Below are 19,159 nucleotides of genomic sequence, written 5' to 3'. Positions count from 1 at the left end.
AAAAAATGCCGTGGTGCTAATGTGAGCGCTCTAAAACCAGAAAACTCTGATTTCGGGTCTCTCTTGCCGTCCTGGCAATGTGGTAATTTGTTTTATCAAGGAACAAGTAGTATGCGCAAAATCGCATTATTTATTGCGATGCTTCTGTTGCCGTGCGTTTCATTCGCAGGGTTACTTAGCAGTAACAGCTCGACAACGCCGATGAGCAAAGAGTATAAGCAGCAGCTCATGGGCTCGCCGGTCTACATTGAGATCTTCAAAGAAGAGCGCATGCTCGATCTTTACGTCAAGATGGGCGAAACTTACCAGCTTCTCGACAGCTACCGGATCTGTAACTACTCCGGCGGGCTCGGTCCAAAGCAGCGCCAGGGCGATTTCAAGAGCCCGGAAGGGTTCTATAACGTTTCGCGCAATCAGCTAAAACCCGATAGTCGTTTCTATAAAGCGATCAATATTGGCTTCCCGAACGCTTACGACCGCGCTCACGGCTACGAAGGTAAGTATCTGATGATTCACGGCGCCTGCGTATCCGTTGGCTGTTACGCCATGACCGATACCGGTATTGATGAAATCTTCCAGTTCGTCACCGGCGCGTTAGTCTTCGGCCAACCCAACGTTCAGGTGAGCATCTATCCTTTCCGCATGACCGATGCCAACATGGCGCGGCACAAATATTCCTACTTCGCGGATTTCTGGCAACAGCTGAAACCGGGATACGACTACTTCCGGCAGACGCATAAACCGCCGGTGGTTTCCGTGGCCGATGGCCGCTACGTGGTGAGCAAACCGCTCAGCCACGAAGTTGTGCAGCCGCAGCTCGCGTCAAACTACTCGGTCCCCGAGGCAAAATAACGCCCACTCGCCTGGCATGATTTTATTCCAGGTTTCATTGCCGGTCAGCGGCTGGGTGGCGATAACGGAGACCACATCATTCGGTGTGGTCTCGCGTTGAAAATCAATTTCTACATCCTGATCCAGCAGCGTCGCTACGCCAAACGGCGCCCGTCGCGTAATCCAGTATAAATTCGTCGAGCAGAACGCCATCACGTAGCGCCCATCGGAGAGCAGCATGTTAAACACGCCCTTTTCACGCAGCTCTCCGGCAAGCGTAGCGATAAAGCTGAATACCTCCACCATATCGCCCGGCATTTCCGGATAGCGCTCGGTGATGCTGTGCAGCAGCCAGCAGAACGCCTTTTCGCTATCGGTTTCCCCGATGGGATGCAGATTGCCCGTCCCGAGATTCTCATACCCTTCCAGTTGACCGTTATGCGCATAGGTCCAGTTGCGCCCCCACAATTCCCGGGTAAAGGGGTGAGTATTTTCCAGCGCAACGATACCCCGGTTGGCCTGGCGAATATGGGCGATGACCGAGCAGGACTTGATAGGATATTCCTGCACCAGCTTGGCTATGGGCGACTGAAAGCTAGGCTGCGGATCTTTAAATGTGCGACAGCCCTTACCTTCATAAAAAGTAATGCCCCAGCCGTCTTTATGCGGCCCGGTTCCGCCACCGCGCTGCACCAGCCCGGTGAAACTGAAGCAAATATCTGTGGGCACATTCGCGCTCATCCCGAGCAATTCGCACATAGATCACCTCATACAGCAATGCGGGGTTAACCCCCGCGATTTATCAGGCTTTAACCATCTCTTTTTCGATAAGCATAATCAGGATATGAATCACTTTAATATGAATTTCCTGAATGCGGTCGGCGTAGCCAAAATGCGGTACGCGAATTTCGACATCCGCCGATCCCGCCATTTTACCGCCATCTTTCCCGGTCAGAGTAATCACTTTCATCCCCTGAGCGCGGGCGGCTTCGATCGCTTTGATTACGTTACCGGAGTTACCGGAAGTGGAGATCCCCAGCAATACATCACCTGTACGGCCCACTGATTCTACGTAGCGAGAGAAAACATATTCATAGCCAAAATCATTGCTGACGCAAGAGAGATGGCTCACGTCTGAAATCGCAATTGCCGGATAGCCTGGGCGGTTTTCACGATAGCGCCCGGTCAGTTCTTCCGCAAAATGCATCGCATCGCAGTGCGAACCGCCGTTACCGCAGGAAAGGACTTTGCCGCCAGCTTTAAAGCTATCCGCCAGCAGCACCGCAGCACGCTGAATCGCATGAATATTGGCTTCGTCCTGCAGAAAGTTAGCCAGCGTTTCAGCGGCTTCATTCAGTTCGTTACGAATAAGATCCTGGTACATGAGGATAATCCTTCAGTATTTGTGGGATAACCCAGGCAGTTTACCGGATAGCCGACGCAGCGAGAAGCAGCACGCAAGGTAATCCCCCGTGCTTTTGATTTTATGTGCCGCATTTCCGTACAACAATGTGAGCAAGGTTGTAATTATTTTGTAAACACATTGCTAAAACAAATTACATCCACTACAACCATATCATCACAAGTGGTCAGACCTCCTACAAGACAGGGAGCATTTCTCTATGATGATTTTGAGTATTGTTGCAACCGTAGTTTTACTCGGTGCGCTCTTTTATCACCGAATCAATCTGCTGCTCAGCAGCGCGATTTTACTTGTCTGGACCGCCGCGCTCGGCGCTGCGGGGCTGTGGAATATCTGGCTGCTAATTCCGCTGGCGATCGTTTTGCTGCCGTTCAACCTTGCCCCGATGCGTAAATCCATGATTTCAGTCCCGGCGTTCCGCGCTTTCCGTAAGGTCATGCCGCCGATGTCGCGCACCGAGAAAGAAGCGATTGACGCCGGTACGACATGGTGGGAAGGCGATCTGTTCCGCGGCAATCCCGACTGGCAGAAACTGCACAACTATCCGCAGCCGCGCCTCACCGCTGAAGAACAAGCCTTTATTGACGGCCCGGTCGAAGAAGCCTGCCGAATGGCAAACGACTTCGAAATTACCCACGAGATGGCCGATCTGCCGCCGGAGCTGTGGGCCTATCTGAAAGAGCATCGCTTCTTCGCGATGATCATTAAGAAAGAGTACGGCGGGCTGGAATTCTCCGCTTACGCGCAGGCTCGTGTACTGCAAAAGCTGTCGGGTGTCTCCGGAATCCTGGCGATTACCGTCGGCGTGCCGAACTCATTAGGCCCGGGCGAGCTGCTGCAGCATTACGGTACGGAAGAGCAGAAAAACCACTATTTGCCACGCCTGGCTCGCGGTCAGGAAATTCCGTGCTTCGCGCTGACCAGCCCGGAAGCGGGTTCCGATGCCGGCGCCATTCCGGATACCGGCGTCGTCTGCATGGGCGAATGGCAGGGCCAGCAGGTGCTGGGCATGCGTCTGACCTGGAATAAACGCTATATCACGCTTGCGCCTATCGCTACCGTGCTGGGGCTGGCGTTCAAACTCTCCGACCCTGACCGCCTGCTGGGCGGGGAAGAAGAGCTGGGTATCACCTGTGCGCTTATCCCGACCACCACTCCCGGCGTTGAAATCGGTCGTCGCCATTTCCCGCTGAACGTTCCGTTCCAGAACGGCCCGACCCAGGGGAAAGATATTTTCGTTCCTATCGATTACATTATTGGCGGCCCGTCGATGGCCGGTCAGGGCTGGCGGATGCTGGTTGAGTGTTTATCGGTTGGTCGCGGCATCACCCTGCCCTCAAACGCTACCGGTGGCCTTAAATCCGTCGCCATGGCTACCGGCGCCTACGCGCACATTCGCCGCCAGTTCAAAATCTCTATCGGTAAAATGGAAGGGATCGAAGAACCGCTGGCGCGTATCGCAGGCAATGCCTACGTAATGGACGCCGCCGCCTCGCTGATTACCTACGGCATTATGCTTGGCGAAAAACCCGCGGTACTGTCGGCAATTGTGAAGTATCACTGCACCCACCGTGGCCAGCGTTCAATTATTGACGCAATGGATATTACCGGCGGTAAGGGCATTATGCTCGGCAGCGGTAACTTCCTGGCGCGAGCCTATCAGGGCGCGCCGATCGCCATCACCGTTGAAGGTGCGAATATCCTGACCCGCAGCATGATGATCTTCGGCCAGGGAGCGATTCGCTGTCATCCGTACGTGCTGGATGAAATGGCGGCGGCGCAGAATAACGACATCGACGCTTTCGATAAGCTGCTGTTTAAACACATCGGGCACGTGGGGAGCAATAAAGTGCGCAGTTTCTGGCTGGGCCTGACCCGCGGTCTCACCAGCAGCACGCCGACCCGCGATGCCACTCGTCGCTACTATCAACATATGAACCGACTGAGCGCCAACCTGGCCCTGCTGTCCGATGTCTCAATGGCGGTACTGGGCGGTAGCCTGAAGCGTCGTGAAAGAATTTCTGCGCGTCTGGGAGATGTGCTGAGCCAGCTCTACCTGGCGTCGGCGGTCCTGAAACGCTATGACGATGAGGGGCGTAACGAAGCGGACTTACCGCTGGTTCACTGGGGGGTACAGGATGCGCTGTATCAGGCCGAGCAGGCGATTGACGATCTGTTGGTCAACTTCCCAAATCGTCTGGTCGCCGGAGCGCTTCGCGTGGCCATCTTCCCGACCGGACGTCATTACCTGGCGCCTTCAGACAAGCTGGATCATAAGGTAGCGAAGATTCTGCAGGTCCCGAGCGCGACGCGTTCGCGTATCGGTCGCGGTCAGTATCTGACGCCGAGCGAGCATAACCCGGTCGGCCTGCTGGAAGAGGCGCTGCTTGATGTCATGGCGGCAGACCCCATCCACCAGCGCCTGTGCAAAGAGCTGGGCAAGAATCTGTCGTTTACGCGTCTTGATGAGCTGGCCCGCAACGCGCTGGCAAAAGGGTTAATCAATCAGGACGAGGCGGACATTCTGGTCCGGGCTGAAAACAGCCGACTGCGCAGCATTAACGTCGACGATTTCGCCCCGGATGAACTGGCGACCCGGCCGGTAAAGCTGCCGGAGAAAGTCCGCAAGATTGAAGCAGCTTAAAAAGCCCAAATAATCACATCACGATCGAGGCGGGGACTTCCCCGCCTCTCTTTTTTCTGATAATTCATCGAAGGGTATTTCCAGGGCTGTCATTCTTTTACAAAATATTCCCTGAGCCGTCCCTCGGCTGATATGGTGTTAAAATCATTATAATTCCTCTCATCATACTGGAGTTCACCACCGTGCCCGGACTGAAAATAACCCTTTTACAACAACCGCTGGTGTGGATGGACGGTCCCGCCAACCTGCGCCATTTCGATCGTCAACTGGAAGGGATAACCGGGCGTGACCTCATTGTTTTACCCGAAATGTTTACCACTGGCTTCGCGATGGAGGCAGCAAAACAGTCGCTATCGCAAGAGGAAGTGGTTGCCTGGATGGAAGCTAAAGCCGCACAAACCAACGCGCTGATTGCCGGTAGCGCCGCGCTACAAACGGACCGCGGTCCGGTTAACCGTTTTTTGCTGGTTGAGCCCAACGGTCAAATCCATTTCTATGACAAACGGCACCTGTTTCGCATGGCGGATGAACATCATCATTACGAGGCGGGTAACGAACGGGTTATTTTTGCATGGCGCGGCTGGAGAATTCTGCCGCTGGTGTGCTACGACCTGCGTTTCCCGGTGTGGTCACGCAACCATAACGACTACGATTTAGCGCTGTACGTTGCCAACTGGCCCGCCCCACGTTCAATGCACTGGCAGTCGCTGCTGGTCGCCAGGGCTATCGAAAATCAGGCTTATGTAGCCGGATGCAATCGCGTCGGCACCGATGGCAACGGGCATCATTACCGGGGCGATAGCCGGATAATTACCCCGCAGGGCGAGATTATCGCGACGGCCGAACCGCATCAGGCAACCCGCCTGGACGCTGAGCTTTCGCTGACGTCGCTAAAAGAGTATCGCGAGAAGTTTCCGGCCTGGCAGGACGCTGACCCCTTCACGCTCAACTAAAGCAAGCAAACTCGGGGAGCCATGGCTCCCTTTCTTATGCCGCAAACGCGCACGTCAGGCCGGCAGCAAAGCCAAAAAAGTTTACCTGTTACCCATCAATGCGATTTGCGCAAGGCATGCGGGCTGCGCCGAGAGTCGGCATGTTATCGAGAGGATAGAAGCGTGTGTGAAGGCCTGGCTCAGGAAACGGCACGGGCCAGAACGACGAAAGCCTGAATCATTGCTGATTCAGGCTTTCTGAATAGTGGCGGAACGGACGGGACTCGAACCCGCGACCCCCTGCGTGACAGGCAGGTATTCTAACCGACTGAACTACCGCTCCACTTACTGTTCCCTTGGGAACGAGGCGAATATTACGGATTCCCCTCTACCCCGTCAACGCTTTTTCTTCATTTTTGAATCGCTTGCTGCAAAAATCGCCCATCAGGCTATTTTTAGCGCGTTTACGGGTAAATCAGGCGCGCCACAGGCAGCTTCCGCCTTTCTTTTGCACCAGATCGAGCCGCGATTCATGGTTCATCAACTCTTCATCGGAGGCATAAACCACCCGTAATTTGCTGGCAGCGCGAACAACGCGTTGAATGCCCATTTCTCCGGCCTGCTGCTGACCTTCCCCTTCCATTGAGAAAGCCATCGTCGTCTGGCCGCCGGTCATCATCAGATAGACGTCGGCCAGAATCTGGGCATCGAGCAACGCGCCGTGCAGCGTTCGCTTGCTGTTGTCTATTTCATAACGTGAACAGAGGGCATCAAGGCTGTTACGCTTGCCCGGGAACATTTTACGCGCCAGGGCCAGGCTGTCGGTCACCTTACAGAAGGTATCCGTCTTCGGAATTCCGCGATTCAGCTTCGCAAATTCATAATCCATAAAGCCGATATCAAACGATGCGTTATGGATGACCAGCTCCGCGCCGCGGATATAGTCGATGAACTCATCGACCACATCGCCAAACGCGGGCTTATCCATCAGGAATTCGTCCGCAATGCCGTGAACGCCAAACGCTTCAGGATCCACCAGCCGGTCCGGCTTTAAATAGACGTGGAAGTTGTTTCCGGTCAGGCGGCGGTTGATCACCTCCACCGCACCGATTTCAATTATCTTGTGCCCTTCATAGTGCGCACCAATCTGATTCATACCGGTGGTTTCGGTATCGAGAACGATCTGTCGCGTAATTGCAGTGCTCATAGCGGTCATTTATGTCAGACTTACCGTTTTACGTATCGATTTCAATTACAGGAAGTCTACCAGAGATGCTCAAACAGGTAGAAATTTTCACCGATGGTTCTTGCCTGGGAAATCCAGGCCCCGGCGGCTACGGTGCGATTTTACGCTATCGCGGGAAAGAAAAAACTTTTAGCGAAGGCTTTAACCTTACAACGAACAACCGCATGGAGATGATGGCCGCCATCGTCGCCCTGGAAGCGCTGAAAGAACATTGTGAAGTGATCCTCAGTACCGACAGCCAGTACGTGCGTCAGGGGATTACGCAGTGGATCCACAACTGGAAAAAACGCGGCTGGAAGACGGCGGACAAGAAACCGGTAAAAAATGTCGATCTCTGGCAGCGCCTGGACGCCGCGCTGGGTCAACACAAGATCAAATGGGAATGGGTTAAAGGCCACGCCGGGCATCCGGAAAACGAACGCTGCGACGAACTGGCGCGCGCGGCGGCATCTAACCCAACCCGGGACGACATCGGTTATCAGGCGGAAAGCTAATTCTGCCCCTTGCGCCACTGACGCGTGGCGCCTACCGCCTGCGGTATCCGTTTTTTTGCTTTGCCCGATTTCATCGGGTTTAGCGTCAACGGGATAGTGCGTTTACGGGCAATGATCAGCTGCAGACATCCCAACGCCGGGAGATGCGTACTGAGCATTTTCCCCCCGTGGCGCGACCAGGGAAGGACCTGATAGCCCCCATAATGCATAACTTCAAAATTAAGCAACCCCAGCCAATCCATCTGACGCGTTAAGGTGAACATGCGGCTGTTATAGGGGGGCTTGTTGCGTAATACCGGCACCAGCTTACGTAACCCCATCAGGCTCATGGGGTTAAAACTGGTTAAAATTATCCAGCCATCGTCGATCAGCACTCTATCCGCTTCCCGCAGCAGTCGATGCGGATCGCTGCACCACGGTAAGGTATGCGCCAGCAGGCAGGCATCGACCGACTTCTCGGCAAAAGGCAAATGCAGCGGATCGGCCTTAACCTGCACCGGATTTCCTTGTAAAGAGACATTCACCTGATGGGAAATTGCACAGGATTCTGTATTGATTTCCGCGCTCAGATTGCCAATCTTAAGTAAATGAAAGCCATATAATTTAGCGAGCCAGGGCTTCATCTGCCGTTCCAGCGACTCGCGGTAGTATTCGCCCCACGGCATGCTGGACCAGTGCTCTGGCGCTGTAACTGTTTGAGGTATCCTTGCCGGCTTCATCGCAACCTTCCGCTACGCATTAGAGGTAATTTATGAATCTTATCAGTATTCCCGCATTTCAGGACAACTACATCTGGGTTCTTAGTGAAGATAGCGGGCGCTGCCTGATAGTCGACCCGGGAGAAGCCGCTCCGGTACTCGCCGCCATTGAACAAAATCGCTGGCAGCCGGAAGCTATCCTGTTGACGCATCATCACCACGACCACGTTGACGGCGTAAAAAAACTGCGGGAAAAATTTCCGGCCATAGCGGTTTACGGACCGGCAGAAACCCAGGATAAGGGCATAACCCACATCGTCAAGGACGGAGAAAGCATCTCTGTTTTGGGCCGCGAATTTTCTATTTTTGCCACGCCAGGTCACACTTTAGGACACATCTGTTTCTTCAGCGCACCTTATCTATTTTGTGGCGACACAATGTTTTCCGGCGGCTGCGGCAGACTGTTCGAAGGGAATGCAGAGCAGATGTATCAATCATTTAAGAAGATTAACGCCCTCCCTGACGAAACCTTAATATGTTGCGCACATGAGTACACATTAGCAAATATGAAGTTTGCAATGAGCATCCTTCCCCATGATAGGGATATAAATGATTATTATCACAAAGTTAATGAGTTACGTGCAAAAAACCAAAAAACACTCCCCGTAATTCTAAAAAATGAGCGTCGTATAAATTTATTTCTTCGCACAGATGATGATGATTTAATTAAAGAAATTAGCAAAGAAACAAATTTGCAACACTCTGCTCAGCGATTTGCATGGTTAAGGTCAAAGAAAGACGACTTCTGATATTTAATTCTTGTCTTCAGCCGACTTCACCGTTATCCTTGCTCGTCTTTTAAGCAACTATTGACACACACATGAAGGCACGAGCGATTTTACTCGCCTCTGTCCTGCTGGTGGGGTGCCAGGCGTCTAAGAACGATGGCACCGTACAACAGCACGCACAGAGCCTTTCTGCAGCGAGTCAAGGGGAAGCAAGCAAGTTCACAAGTCGAGCGCGCTGGTTAGATGATGGAACCTTCTACGCGCAAGACCAGGATCTGTGGACTTCGATAGGCGACGAGCTAAAGATGGGAATTCCGGAAAATGTCCGGATTCGCGAACAAAAACAGAAGTACTTAAGAAATAAGAGCTATCTCCACGATGTAACTTTACGGGCAGAGCCGTATATGTACTGGATAGCCGGGCAAGTTAAGAAACGTAACATGCCAATGGAACTGGTATTACTACCCATAGTGGAGAGCGCTTTTGACCCGCACGCAACGTCTGGCGCCAATGCCGCAGGCATCTGGCAGATCATTCCGAGCACCGGGCGCAATTATGGTTTGAAACAGACCCGCAGTTACGATGCGCGTCGTGACATCGTTGCCTCAACTACGGCAGCGTTAAACATGATGCAACGTCTGAACAAAATGTTCGACGGCGACTGGTTGTTAACCGTCGCGGCGTATAACAGCGGCGAAGGCCGGGTAATGAAGGCTATCAAAGCGAACAAATCACGGGGTAAACCCACCGATTTCTGGTCGCTGTCATTACCGCAGGAAACCAAAATATACGTACCCAAAATGCTGGCCCTGAGCGATATACTCAAGAACAGCAAGCGGTATGGCATAAGGCTGCCGACGGCAGACGAAAGCCGTGCCCTGGCGCGTGTACGCCTCGATAGTCCGGTTGAGATTTCACAACTGGCGGATATGGCAGGAATGCCTGTCAGCAAGCTGAAAACGTTCAACGCCGGCGTGAAGGGGTCGACTCTGGGTGCAAACGGCCCCAATTACGTCCTGGTTCCGCAGAAGCACGCGGCGCAGCTGCGTGAATCTTTGGCCTCTGGCGATATTGCCGCCGTACAGCCGACTCAGCTTGCAGACAACAGACCGTTGACCAGCCGCAGCTACCAGGTGCGCTCCGGTGATACCCTTTCCGGCATTGCATCGCGTCTCGGGGTATCAGCGAAAGATCTGCAGCAGTGGAACGGCATTCGCGGCTCTGGCCTGAAAGTGGGGCAGAATCTGGTGATTGGCGCAGGCAGCAGCGCGGAACGTCTGGCGAACAATAGCGATAGCATTACCTATCGCGTACGTAAAGGCGACTCTCTGTCGAGCATTGCGAAACGTCATGGCGTGAACATCCGCGATGTGATGCGCTGGAATAGCGATACTGGCAACCTCAAGCCCGGCGATCAGCTAACGCTGTATGTGAAGAACAGCGACAGACCAGAATCCTGATGATTCAGCAGGCATTAAAAAAGGCACCCTCGCGGTGCCTTTTGTTTTATCTCTGGGTTAGATTGCCTTATGGGCCTCAAACATAATCGTATCGCTGGTGAACGAACCGTCCTGCTGCAAGGCAAAATAGGCCTTAACCTCCGCTGATGCGCTGTCCTGGTATAAACGAATCGCCTCCGTCAGCGCCGCAGGCGTCCGCATCCGCGCGACCCATGAGCTGAACTCCAGAGGCAAGCGATCGGTCAGCAGATGATTTATCACCAAACCGGCCTCGCTCGCCATTGCCAGCCACTCGCCGCTGGAGTAGTTGCGGACATGGGAAGTATCGCGCAGGGCTTCAACGGTTTGCAGCCAGACGTCGCGAACAGGGTGACCGGGCGACATCACATCCATAATAATCATCACCCCACCCGGCTTCAGCACCCGCTTCACTTCGCGCAATGCCTGGCCGACGTCGTGCCAGTGATGCGCAGAATAACGGCTGATCGCCACATCAAAGCTGGCATCAGCGAAAGGCAATGATTCAGCGTAGCCCTGCTGAGTGGCGATATTGGTGAAACCTTTATCCCTTGCGGCCTGAGCCACCACGTCCAGCATCTGGCTGGATAAATCATATGCCGTCACCTGGGCAACCTGCCCTGCCGCCGCAAAGCTGGCGTGTCCGGCGCCGCATCCCATATCCAGCACGTGGGCCTGCGGGAAGTCCGCCAGCCGTTCGGCCAGGCGCTGTAAATCCCGCCCGGAAGCGTGTACGGCGCTGGTCAGGTAGGCGCTGGCCTGTGAGCCAAACTGTTTTTCGACGTTGTCATGATGAGAGCGTGTTGTCATTGCATTGTCCTTCGGTAGTTTGAGTAATAAAGGCAGCACCATGCATATGCAGGCCTGCCCCATGGCAAGCCTGACATACCTTAATTAATCAGGCTTGCCGGGACTGAATTCGACTAGTAGAGGGTTGTGATCGGAGGCGCGGGTCACCAGCACGGAAGCGTCGTGCACGCTTAACCCCCGATAAAACACAAAATCAAGCGGACGACCAAAAGTGCGACGGCGCTGATCGTCAGAGAAGCGGACTTCGCGCAGCGACATTTCACGCGCAAAGCGATACAAAGCGTTCATTCGCGGACGGCTCCAGGCGTTAAAGTCGCCCGCCATTATCACCGGCCCGCTGTGATGGGCAATCTGGTCGCCAATCGGCAGCAGCTGTTTGCTGTAGACATCAACGCCAAGACTAAAATTGACCGCGTGGATATTCACCACCATCAGCAGACGGGAATCCGGTAACGGGTAAACGGTGACCAACGCTGACTTTGCCAGCCGCAGGATAGGCTCGCGTTCGCGCAGAGGGCAGCAATAAATGGGGTGCGCGGAAGCTAACGTCATGACCCCGGAAGGATGCTGCGGGAGCACCAGAGCCGGAACCTGGTCCGCGGCCAGATAGTTGGAGGTGGCGAATTTCACTAACTCAGGCGTGGTTTGCGCTTCCTGCAATAACACCAGGTGAGCATCTTTACCGAAATTATTAAGCACGGATTTCCACTCGGCGCGCTGTTGCTTGAAGATGTTCCACACCAGCACGCGGATTTTCTCATCCGAGCTTAACGGTACCCCGGCCGGAAAAGCCGGAGTCATGCCAGCAAACGACCCCGGAGGTAAGATTCTCTCCGCGGGTTGTCCGGCGACATAGCGCATGGCATAGGTATTCTTTCGCAATTTAGGCATCAAACCTCGATAACAGGAAACCAGCCCGACTGCGGCTGGTTCTTCTGTTATAGGGATTTTTGTATACACTTTCAATGCAATTTGCCAGAAACCTTTATCCTTCTACGGAAAGAGCCGTAGTACGGCGCCGAGGCCTATCGAGCCGACCGCTGAGAACCACCAGTAACAGTGCGACCAGAACAATTAACGCGCCAATCCACGGCGTCTGAGCCAGACCATAATGCTCTACCGTCTGACCGCCAATCACCGATCCTAAGGCAATCCCGATATTAAAGGCGGCAATATTCAGGCCAGAGGCAACGTCAACCGCGCCAGGGGTATACTGCTCCGCTTTCTGCACCACGTACACCTGCAGGCCCGGAACGTTACCAAAAGCAAAGATGCCCATCACCAATACCGTCGCCAGCGCCGCATACTGCAAACTGGCCGTAAATTGAAAGATCAGAAGTAAAGCAACTAACGCGGCAAAAATCAGCTTCAGCGCGGGCACGGCGCCGTGTTTATCCGCCAGCCTTCCGCCCCATACGTTGCCCACCGCCACAGATACACCGTAGCCGAGGAGGATCCAGCTAACGGCCGCTGGGCTAAATCCGGCAAGATCCTGCATCATCGGCGCCAGGAAGGTAAAAGCGGTAAATACGCCGCCATATCCTAAAGCAGTAATGGCGTAGATAATCAGCAAACGAGGATGGGTCAGAACCTGCAGCTGGGCGCGCAATCCCGCGCTGACACGGCCAGGAATGTTATTCGGCACCAGAATAAGGCTGCTCATTAACGCAATGACGCCAAGGATCGACACGGCGAGGAACGTCTCACGCCAGCCAAAATGTTGGCCGATAAAGGTGCCTAATGGCACCCCGGTCACCAGCGCAACAGTCAGACCGCCAAACATAATCGCAATCGCCGAAGCCGCTTTCTCTTTCGGGACCAGGCTGGTCGCAATTGTCGATCCGATCGAAAAGAAAACCCCGTGCGCCAGCCCCGTCAGCAGGCGTGCCAGAACCAGAGTTTCATAGCCCGGCGCCTGCCAGGCCAGCAGGTTGCCGGCGGTAAACAGTGCCATTAACGCGAGCAGCAGTTGTTTACGCGGCATCCGCCCGGTCAGCGCGGTGAGTACCGGGGCGCCAATCGCCACGCCGAGTGCATAGATCGAAACCAGCAGCCCCGCAGAGGGGAGCGAAATAGCAAGTTGTTCTGCGATAGTGGGCACCAGGCCCACGATGACAAATTCGGTCGTGCCAATAGCAAAGGCACCGATAGTTAAGGCCAGTAGCGCCAGCGGCATAATGTACTCCGTATCAACATGATTAAGATGACACGTAGTATGAAGAGATGTTTTAATAACAAAAATAGCCAAAGTATCAATAGAATTTTGCCACAGGTGCAATAATGAGAGCTACCTCAGAAGAAATCGCCATTTTTGTCGCCGTGGTTGAAAGCGGCAGCTTTAGTCGCGCAGCCGAACAGCTAGGTCAGGCTAATTCCGCCGTCAGCCGGGCGGTGAAAAAGCTGGAATCAAAGCTCGGCGTGAGCCTGCTTAATCGTACGACCCGTCAGCTAAGCCTGACTGAAGAGGGAGAGCGTTATTTCCGTCGCATGCAGGTTGTGCTTCAGGAGATGGCCGCTGCCGAGAATGAGCTTCTGGAGAGCCGTACGACGCCAAGAGGTCTGTTACGGGTTGACGCCGCAACGCCGGTGATACTGCATTTTCTGATGCCTTTGATAAGACCCTTCCGCGAGCGCTACCCGGAGATGAACCTTACGCTGGTTTCGTCAGAAACCTTTATCAATCTGATCGAGCGGAAAGTCGACGTCGCGATCCGCGCCGGTACGCTGACCGACTCCAGCCTGCGCGCCAGGCCATTGTTCAATAGCTACCGCAAAATTATCGCTTCACCGGACTATCTTGCTCGCCATGGAACGCCGCAAAGCGTCGCTGAGCTAAAACATCATCAGTGTCTGGGCTTTAGCGAACCCGTTTCATTGAATACATGGCCAATCTCCTGCTGTGATGGTCAGCTACTGGAAATCGAAAGCGAGATATCTTCCAATAGCGGAGAAACGCTTAAGCAGCTGTGCCTGGCCGGTAACGGAATCGCCTGTCTGTCGGACTACATGGTGGATAAGGAGATTGCTGAAGGGGCGTTTGTCGAGCTGCTGGCTGACAAACGGCTGCCGATTGAAATGCCGTTTAGCGCGGTTTACTACAGCGACAGGGCCGTAAGCACGCGGATCAGAGCCTTTATCGACTTTCTTAGCGAGCATGTAAAACAGCTCCCGAAGGAGCTGTAACAGGGTTGTAGAGTACAGATGGGGGTTAAATTAGTCCCATTCAGGCGCCAGACCGTCCGGGCTAACCAGACGATCGTTGCAGTCCAGCGCGGCGATCGCCTGGCGATCGTCTTCATCCAGCTGCAGATCCTGAGCTTTGAGATTGCTTGCCAGGTTTTCGCGCTTAGTCGAAGACGGGATTACCGCATAACCTTCGCCCATTGCCCAGGCCAGGATAACCTGCGCCGGCGTGGCATCGTATTTCGCCGCGATACGTGCGATCGCTTCATCTTTCAGCGCCTTACCGTAGGCCAGCGTCATGTAAGAGGTGATATGGATACCGTGTTCACGTGCCCAATTAACCACTTTACGGTTCTGCAGATACGGAGAGAGTTCAATCTGGTTGGTCGCGATGTTCTCCGCGCCAACGGCAGCAATTGCGCGCTCCATCAGCGGAATAGTGAAGTTAGAGATACCAATCTGACGGGTCAGCCCCTGTTTTTTCGCTTCCAGCAGCGCGGCCATAAACTCTTCAACCGCAACGGCATCATTTGGCGACGGCCAGTGGATTAACGTCAGATCGACATAGTCAGTACGCAGCTTCTGCAGGCTCTCTTTCAGGCTGGCGATCAGCTTCTCTTTGTTGAGATTTTCAATCCAGATCTTGGTGGTGATGAACAGTTCATTGCGCGCAACGCCGCTTTCTGCAATCGCCTGACCCACAGCAGCTTCATTATCATAGATTTGCGCGGTATCAATGGTGCGATAGCCCAGTTCAAGCGCCGTTTTTACAGATGTAATAACCACGTCATCTTTCAGACGGAAGGTCCCAAGACCAAATACAGGGATTGTCATGATTTTCCTCTTTCTTCATTCATATCGGTTAACGAGGACAATTATGACCAACGAGAAGATTGAGAAAAAGAGCGCTAAATGCAGAGGATTTTTGCTAAAACAGCAATAATTAAACAACAGGTAAAGAAAAAGCCCTGAGCAAATGCTCAGGGCTTTTAATAAGTGGCGGAACGGACGGGACTCGAACCCGCGACCCCCTGCGTGACAGGCAGGTATTCTAACCGACTGAACTACCGCTCCACCGAATACTTCTGTAACCACCGGATTAATGCACCGGCTTACTACTTAATTTGATGCCTGGCAGTTCCCTACTCTCACATGGGGAGACCCCACACTACCATCGGCGCTACGGCGTTTCACTTCTGAGTTCGGCATGGGGTCAGGTGGGACCACCGCGCTAGTGCCGCCAGGCAAATTCTGTTATCTGTATCAGGCTGAAAATCTTCTCTCAATCCGCCAAAACATCTTCGGCGTTGTAAGGTTAAGCCTCACGGTTCATTAGTACCGGTTAGCTCAACGCATCGCTGCGCTTACACACCCGGCCTATCAACGTCGTCGTCTTCAACGTTCCTTCAGGACCCTTAAAGGGTCAGGGAGAACTCATCTCGGGGCAAGTTTCGTGCTTAGATGCTTTCAGCACTTATCTCTTCCGCATTTAGCTACCGGGCAATGCCATTGGCATGACAACCCGAACACCAGTGATGCGTCCACTCCGGTCCTCTCGTACTAGGAGCAGCCCCCCTCAATTCTCCAGCGCCCACGGCAGATAGGGACCGAACTGTCTCACGACGTTCTAAACCCAGCTCGCGTACCACTTTAAATGGCGAACAGCCATACCCTTGGGACCTACTTCAGCCCCAGGATGTGATGAGCCGACATCGAGGTGCCAAACACCGCCGTCGATATGAACTCTTGGGCGGTATCAGCCTGTTATCCCCGGAGTACCTTTTATCCGTTGAGCGATGGCCCTTCCATTCAGAACCACCGGATCACTATGACCTGCTTTCGCACCTGCTCGCGCCGTCACGCTCGCAGTCAAGCCAGCTTATGCCATTGCACTAACCTCCTGATGTCCGACCAGGATTAGCTGACCTTCGTGCTCCTCCGTTACTCTTTAGGAGGAGACCGCCCCAGTCAAACTACCCACCAGACACTGTCCGCAACCCGGATAACGGGCCCACGTTAGAACACCAGCCATTAAAGGGTGGTATTTCAAGGATGGCTCCATGCAGACTGGCGTCCACACTTCAAAGCCTCCCACCTATCCTACACATCAAGGACCAGTGTTCAGTGTCAAGCTATAGTAAAGGTTCACGGGGTCTTTCCGTCTTGCCGCGGGTACACTGCATCTTCACAGCGAGTTCAATTTCACTGAGTCTCGGGTGGAGACAGCCTGGCCATCATTACGCCATTCGTGCAGGTCGGAACTTACCCGACAAGGAATTTCGCTACCTTAGGACCGTTATAGTTACGGCCGCCGTTTACCGGGGCTTCGATCAAGAGCTTCTCCTTACGGATAACCCCATCAATTAACCTTCCGGCACCGGGCAGGCGTCACACCGTATACGTCCACTTTCGTGTTTGCACAGTGCTGTGTTTTTAATAAACAGTTGCAGCCAGCTGGTATCTTCGACTGATTTCAGCTCCATGGGTAAACCACTTCACCTACATATCAGCGTGCCTTCTCCCGAAGTTACGGCACCATTTTGCCTAGTTCCTTCACCCGAGTTCTCTCAAGCGCCTTGGTATTCTCTACCTGACCACCTGTGTCGGTTTGGGGTACGATTTGATGTTACCTGATGCTTAGAGGCTTTTCCTGGAAGCAGGGCATTTGTCACTTCAGCACCGTAGTGCCTCGTCATCACACCTCAGCGTTAATAACGTTCCGGATTTACCTGGAACATCCGCCTACATGCTTAAACCGGGACAACCGTCGCCCGGCCAACATAGCCTTCTCCGTCCCCCCTTCGCAGTAACACCGAGTACAGGAATATTAACCTGTTTCCCATCGACTACGCCTTTCGGCCTCGCCTTAGGGGTCGACTCACCCTGCCCCGATTAACGTTGGACAGGAACCCTTGGTCTTCCGGCGTGCGGGTTTTTCACCCGCATTATCGTTACTTATGTCAGCATTCGCACTTCTGATACCTCCAGCAACCCTCACAGGCCACCTTCAACGGCTTACAGAACGCTCCCCTACCCAACAACACATAGTGTCGCTGCCGCAGCTTCGGTGCATGGTTTAGCCCCGTTACATCTTCCGCGCAGGCCGACTCGACCAGTGAGCTATTACGCTTTCTTTAAATGATGGCTGCTTCTAAGCCAACATCCTGGCTGTCTGGGCCTTCCCACATCGTTTCCCACTTAACCATGACTTTGGGACCTTAGCTGGCGGTCTGGGTTGTTTCCCTCTTCACGACGGACGTTAGCACCCGCCGTGTGTCTCCCGTGATAACATTCTTCGGTATTCGTAGTTTGCATCGGGTTGGTAAGTCGGGATGACCCCCTAGCCGAAACAGTGCTCTACCCCCGAAGATGAGTTCACGAGGCGCTACCTAAATAGCTTTCGGGGAGAACCAGCTATCTCCCGGTTTGATTGGCCTTTCACCCCCAGCCACAAGTCATCCGCTAATTTTTCAACATTAGTCGGTTCGGTCCTCCAGTTAGTGTTACCCAACCTTCAACCTGCCCATGGCTAGATCACCGGGTTTCGGGTCTATACCCTGCAACTTAACGCCCAGTTAAGACTCGGTTTCCCTGCGGCTCCCCTATACGGTTAACCTTGCTACAGAATATAAGTCGCTGACCCATTATACAAAAGGTACGCAGTCACCCCATAAAGAGGCTCCTACTGCTTGTACGTACACGGTTTCAGGTTCTTTTTCACTCCCCTCGCCGGGGTTCTTTTCGCCTTTCCCTCACGGTACTGGTTCACTATCGGTCAGTCAGGAGTATTTAGCCTTGGAGGATGGTCCCCCCATATTCAGACAGGATACCACGTGTCCCGCCCTACTCTTCGAGTTCACAGCCTGTGTGTTTTAGTGTACGGGAGTATCACCCTGTACCCTGCGACTTTCCAGACGCTTCCACTAACACACAAGCTGATTCAGACTCCGGGCTGCTCCCCGTTCGCTCACCGCTACTGGGGGAATCTCGGTTGATTTCTTTTCCTCGGGGTACTTAGATGTTTCAGTTCCCCCGGTTCGCCTCGTTTGACTATGTATTCATCAAACGATAGTGCAACGAATTGCACTGGGTTTCCCCATTCGGACATCGCCGGCTATAACGGTTCATATCACCTTACCGACGCTTTTCGCAGATTAGCACGTCCTTCATCGCCTCTGACTGCCAGGGCATCCACCGTGTACGCTTAGTCGCTTAACCTCACAACCCGAAGATGTTTCGTGAAACATCATCGTGTCGCGAAAATTTGAGAGACTCGAACACACATTAGCTGTGTGTCGTTTCAATTTTCAGCTTGATCCAGATTTTTAAAGAGCAAAACTTCGCAGTGAACCTTTTCAGGTACACTCTGAAGTTTTCTTGTGGTGTGCAGTAAAAGATGGTGGAGCTATGCGGGATCGAACCGCAGACCTCCTGCGTGCAAAGCAGGCGCTCTCCCAGCTGAGCTATAGCCCCATCGTAGTTAAAACCTCTTCAAATTCACCGTGATGAATTTGGTAGGCCTGAGTGGACTTGAACCACCGACCTCACCCTTATCAGGGGTGCGCTCTAACCACCTGAGCTACAAGCCTGCAGAGATTTTTTACTGCTTATTTTTCATCAGACAATCTGTGT

Annotated in this window: 15 protein-coding genes, 4 tRNA genes and 2 rRNA genes; 7 read left to right on the top strand and 14 right to left on the bottom strand. The window is 53.5% G+C overall.

Translation table 11 applies throughout. From position 1 onward, the window contains the following. The first annotated feature begins 111 nt into the window (after nt 1–111). Entirely contained in the window at nt 112–852 is a 741-nt protein-coding gene (dpaA, locus tag BWI76_RS05485) for a peptidoglycan meso-diaminopimelic acid protein amidase (RefSeq protein ID WP_004129169.1), read from the top strand. Here dpaA and BWI76_RS05480 read toward each other — a convergent pair. Continuing rightward, a complete protein-coding gene (locus tag BWI76_RS05480; RefSeq protein WP_004133846.1) occupies nt 823–1,590 on the bottom strand; it encodes a class II glutamine amidotransferase in 768 nt (255 codons plus the stop codon). The genes dpaA and BWI76_RS05480 overlap by 30 nt on opposite strands. 43 nt (nt 1,591–1,633) lie before the next feature. Then, on the bottom strand, nt 1,634–2,215 hold the full coding sequence (lpcA, locus tag BWI76_RS05475; protein WP_004133848.1) for a D-sedoheptulose 7-phosphate isomerase: 582 nt from the start codon (nt 2,213–2,215) through the stop codon (nt 1,634–1,636). Nucleotides 2,216–2,453: 238 nt separating this feature from the next. On the opposite strand from lpcA, the gene fadE reads away from it, so the two are divergent. Beyond that, nucleotides 2,454–4,898 (top strand): acyl-CoA dehydrogenase FadE, encoded by a 2,445-nt coding sequence (gene fadE, locus BWI76_RS05470; RefSeq protein WP_004133850.1) that lies wholly within the window; start codon nt 2,454–2,456, stop codon nt 4,896–4,898. Nucleotides 4,899–5,080: 182 nt separating this feature from the next. Further along, complete coding sequence (locus BWI76_RS05465; protein ID WP_004133852.1) at nt 5,081–5,851, top strand: amidohydrolase; 771 nt, start codon at nt 5,081–5,083, stop codon at nt 5,849–5,851. 245 nt (nt 5,852–6,096) lie between these two features. Here the strand turns inward: BWI76_RS05465 and BWI76_RS05460 are convergent. Beyond that, a tRNA-Asp gene (locus BWI76_RS05460) sits at nt 6,097–6,173 on the bottom strand. A 132-nt stretch (nt 6,174–6,305) separates the two neighbouring features. Next, entirely contained in the window at nt 6,306–7,037 is a 732-nt protein-coding gene (gene dnaQ / locus BWI76_RS05455; protein WP_004133854.1) for a DNA polymerase III subunit epsilon, read from the bottom strand. 65 nt (nt 7,038–7,102) lie between these two features. Here dnaQ and rnhA point away from each other — a divergent pair, with 65 nt between their 5' ends. Continuing rightward, nucleotides 7,103–7,570, top strand: a complete 468-nt coding sequence (gene rnhA / locus BWI76_RS05450) for a ribonuclease HI (protein ID WP_004129160.1) — start codon at nt 7,103–7,105, stop codon at nt 7,568–7,570. Here rnhA and BWI76_RS05445 read toward each other — a convergent pair. After that, nucleotides 7,567–8,289, bottom strand: coding sequence for a class I SAM-dependent methyltransferase (locus BWI76_RS05445; protein WP_004133856.1), 723 nt, complete (start codon nt 8,287–8,289; stop codon nt 7,567–7,569). The genes rnhA and BWI76_RS05445 overlap by 4 nt on opposite strands. Nucleotides 8,290–8,321: 32 nt before the next feature. Here BWI76_RS05445 and gloB point away from each other — a divergent pair, with 32 nt between their 5' ends. Further along, on the top strand, nt 8,322–9,077 hold the full coding sequence (gene gloB, locus BWI76_RS05440; RefSeq protein ID WP_004133858.1) for a hydroxyacylglutathione hydrolase: 756 nt from the start codon (nt 8,322–8,324) through the stop codon (nt 9,075–9,077). Nucleotides 9,078–9,148: 71 nt separating this feature from the next. Continuing rightward, nucleotides 9,149–10,516 (top strand): murein transglycosylase D, encoded by a 1,368-nt coding sequence (mltD, locus tag BWI76_RS05435; RefSeq protein WP_049086173.1) that lies wholly within the window; start codon nt 9,149–9,151, stop codon nt 10,514–10,516. Between the two features lie 57 nt (nt 10,517–10,573). On the opposite strand, the gene BWI76_RS05430 is transcribed toward mltD, so the two are convergent. The 3 genes from BWI76_RS05430 to BWI76_RS05420 all read right to left on the bottom strand — a co-directional run bounded on the left by BWI76_RS05430 (nt 10,574) and on the right by BWI76_RS05420 (nt 13,520). Further along, on the bottom strand, nt 10,574–11,344 hold the full coding sequence (locus BWI76_RS05430; RefSeq protein ID WP_004133862.1) for a class I SAM-dependent methyltransferase: 771 nt from the start codon (nt 11,342–11,344) through the stop codon (nt 10,574–10,576). An 84-nt stretch (nt 11,345–11,428) separates the two neighbouring features. Then, nucleotides 11,429–12,226 carry an endonuclease/exonuclease/phosphatase family protein gene (locus BWI76_RS05425; protein WP_024359141.1) on the bottom strand — a complete coding sequence of 266 codons (798 nt, stop codon included), beginning with the start codon at nt 12,224–12,226 and terminating at the stop codon, nt 11,429–11,431. A 103-nt stretch (nt 12,227–12,329) separates the two neighbouring features. Next, nucleotides 12,330–13,520 carry an MFS transporter gene (locus BWI76_RS05420; RefSeq protein WP_004133865.1) on the bottom strand — a complete coding sequence of 397 codons (1,191 nt, stop codon included), beginning with the start codon at nt 13,518–13,520 and terminating at the stop codon, nt 12,330–12,332. Nucleotides 13,521–13,624: 104 nt separating this feature from the next. Between BWI76_RS05420 and yafC the strand changes: the two genes are divergently transcribed. Further along, nucleotides 13,625–14,527 (top strand): DNA-binding transcriptional regulator YafC, encoded by a 903-nt coding sequence (yafC, locus tag BWI76_RS05415; protein WP_004133867.1) that lies wholly within the window; start codon nt 13,625–13,627, stop codon nt 14,525–14,527. A gap of 30 nt (nt 14,528–14,557) precedes the next feature. On the opposite strand, the gene dkgB is transcribed toward yafC, so the two are convergent. The 6 genes from dkgB to BWI76_RS05385 all read right to left on the bottom strand — a co-directional run bounded on the left by dkgB (nt 14,558) and on the right by BWI76_RS05385 (nt 19,116). Beyond that, nucleotides 14,558–15,361, bottom strand: a complete 804-nt coding sequence (dkgB, locus tag BWI76_RS05410) for a 2,5-didehydrogluconate reductase DkgB (RefSeq protein ID WP_004133869.1) — start codon at nt 15,359–15,361, stop codon at nt 14,558–14,560. Between the two features lie 163 nt (nt 15,362–15,524). Further along, a tRNA-Asp gene (locus BWI76_RS05405) sits at nt 15,525–15,601 on the bottom strand. A 55-nt stretch (nt 15,602–15,656) separates the two neighbouring features. Then, a 5S ribosomal RNA gene (rrf, locus tag BWI76_RS05400) occupies nt 15,657–15,772 on the bottom strand. A 66-nt stretch (nt 15,773–15,838) separates the two neighbouring features. Continuing rightward, nucleotides 15,839–18,745 (bottom strand): 23S ribosomal RNA (locus BWI76_RS05395). A gap of 179 nt (nt 18,746–18,924) precedes the next feature. Continuing rightward, nucleotides 18,925–19,000 (bottom strand) — tRNA-Ala (locus tag BWI76_RS05390). A 39-nt stretch (nt 19,001–19,039) separates the two neighbouring features. Then, nucleotides 19,040–19,116: transfer RNA gene (locus BWI76_RS05385), tRNA-Ile, on the bottom strand. Between the last annotated feature and the right edge of the window lie 43 nt (nt 19,117–19,159).

Origin of the sequence: Klebsiella sp. M5al (genome assembly GCF_002090195.1) — a bacterium.
GTDB classification, from domain to species: Bacteria; Pseudomonadota; Gammaproteobacteria; order Enterobacterales; family Enterobacteriaceae; genus Klebsiella; species Klebsiella grimontii.
Note: the sequence above shows the minus strand (reverse complement) of the source record. Positions and strands in the feature narration are given on the sequence as shown.

What these genes read in the sequence shown, in the direction of transcription:
- mltD (WP_049086173.1), top strand. Translation starts at nt 9,149, where the DNA reads ATGAAGGCACGAGCGATTTTACTCGCCTCTGTCCTGCTGGTGGGGTGC.
- BWI76_RS05445 (WP_004133856.1), bottom strand. Translation starts at nt 8,289, where the DNA reads ATGAAGCCGGCAAGGATACCTCAAACAGTTACAGCGCCAGAGCACTGG.
- BWI76_RS05420 (WP_004133865.1), bottom strand. Translation starts at nt 13,520, where the DNA reads ATGCCGCTGGCGCTACTGGCCTTAACTATCGGTGCCTTTGCTATTGGC.
- yafC (WP_004133867.1), top strand. Translation starts at nt 13,625, where the DNA reads ATGAGAGCTACCTCAGAAGAAATCGCCATTTTTGTCGCCGTGGTTGAA.
- gloB (WP_004133858.1), top strand. Translation starts at nt 8,322, where the DNA reads ATGAATCTTATCAGTATTCCCGCATTTCAGGACAACTACATCTGGGTT.
- fadE (WP_004133850.1), top strand. Translation starts at nt 2,454, where the DNA reads ATGATGATTTTGAGTATTGTTGCAACCGTAGTTTTACTCGGTGCGCTC.
- rnhA (WP_004129160.1), top strand. Translation starts at nt 7,103, where the DNA reads ATGCTCAAACAGGTAGAAATTTTCACCGATGGTTCTTGCCTGGGAAAT.
- lpcA (WP_004133848.1), bottom strand. Translation starts at nt 2,215, where the DNA reads ATGTACCAGGATCTTATTCGTAACGAACTGAATGAAGCCGCTGAAACG.
- dpaA (WP_004129169.1), top strand. Translation starts at nt 112, where the DNA reads ATGCGCAAAATCGCATTATTTATTGCGATGCTTCTGTTGCCGTGCGTT.
- BWI76_RS05480 (WP_004133846.1), bottom strand. Translation starts at nt 1,590, where the DNA reads ATGTGCGAATTGCTCGGGATGAGCGCGAATGTGCCCACAGATATTTGC.
- BWI76_RS05430 (WP_004133862.1), bottom strand. Translation starts at nt 11,344, where the DNA reads ATGACAACACGCTCTCATCATGACAACGTCGAAAAACAGTTTGGCTCA.
- dnaQ (WP_004133854.1), bottom strand. Translation starts at nt 7,037, where the DNA reads ATGAGCACTGCAATTACGCGACAGATCGTTCTCGATACCGAAACCACC.
- dkgB (WP_004133869.1), bottom strand. Translation starts at nt 15,361, where the DNA reads ATGACAATCCCTGTATTTGGTCTTGGGACCTTCCGTCTGAAAGATGAC.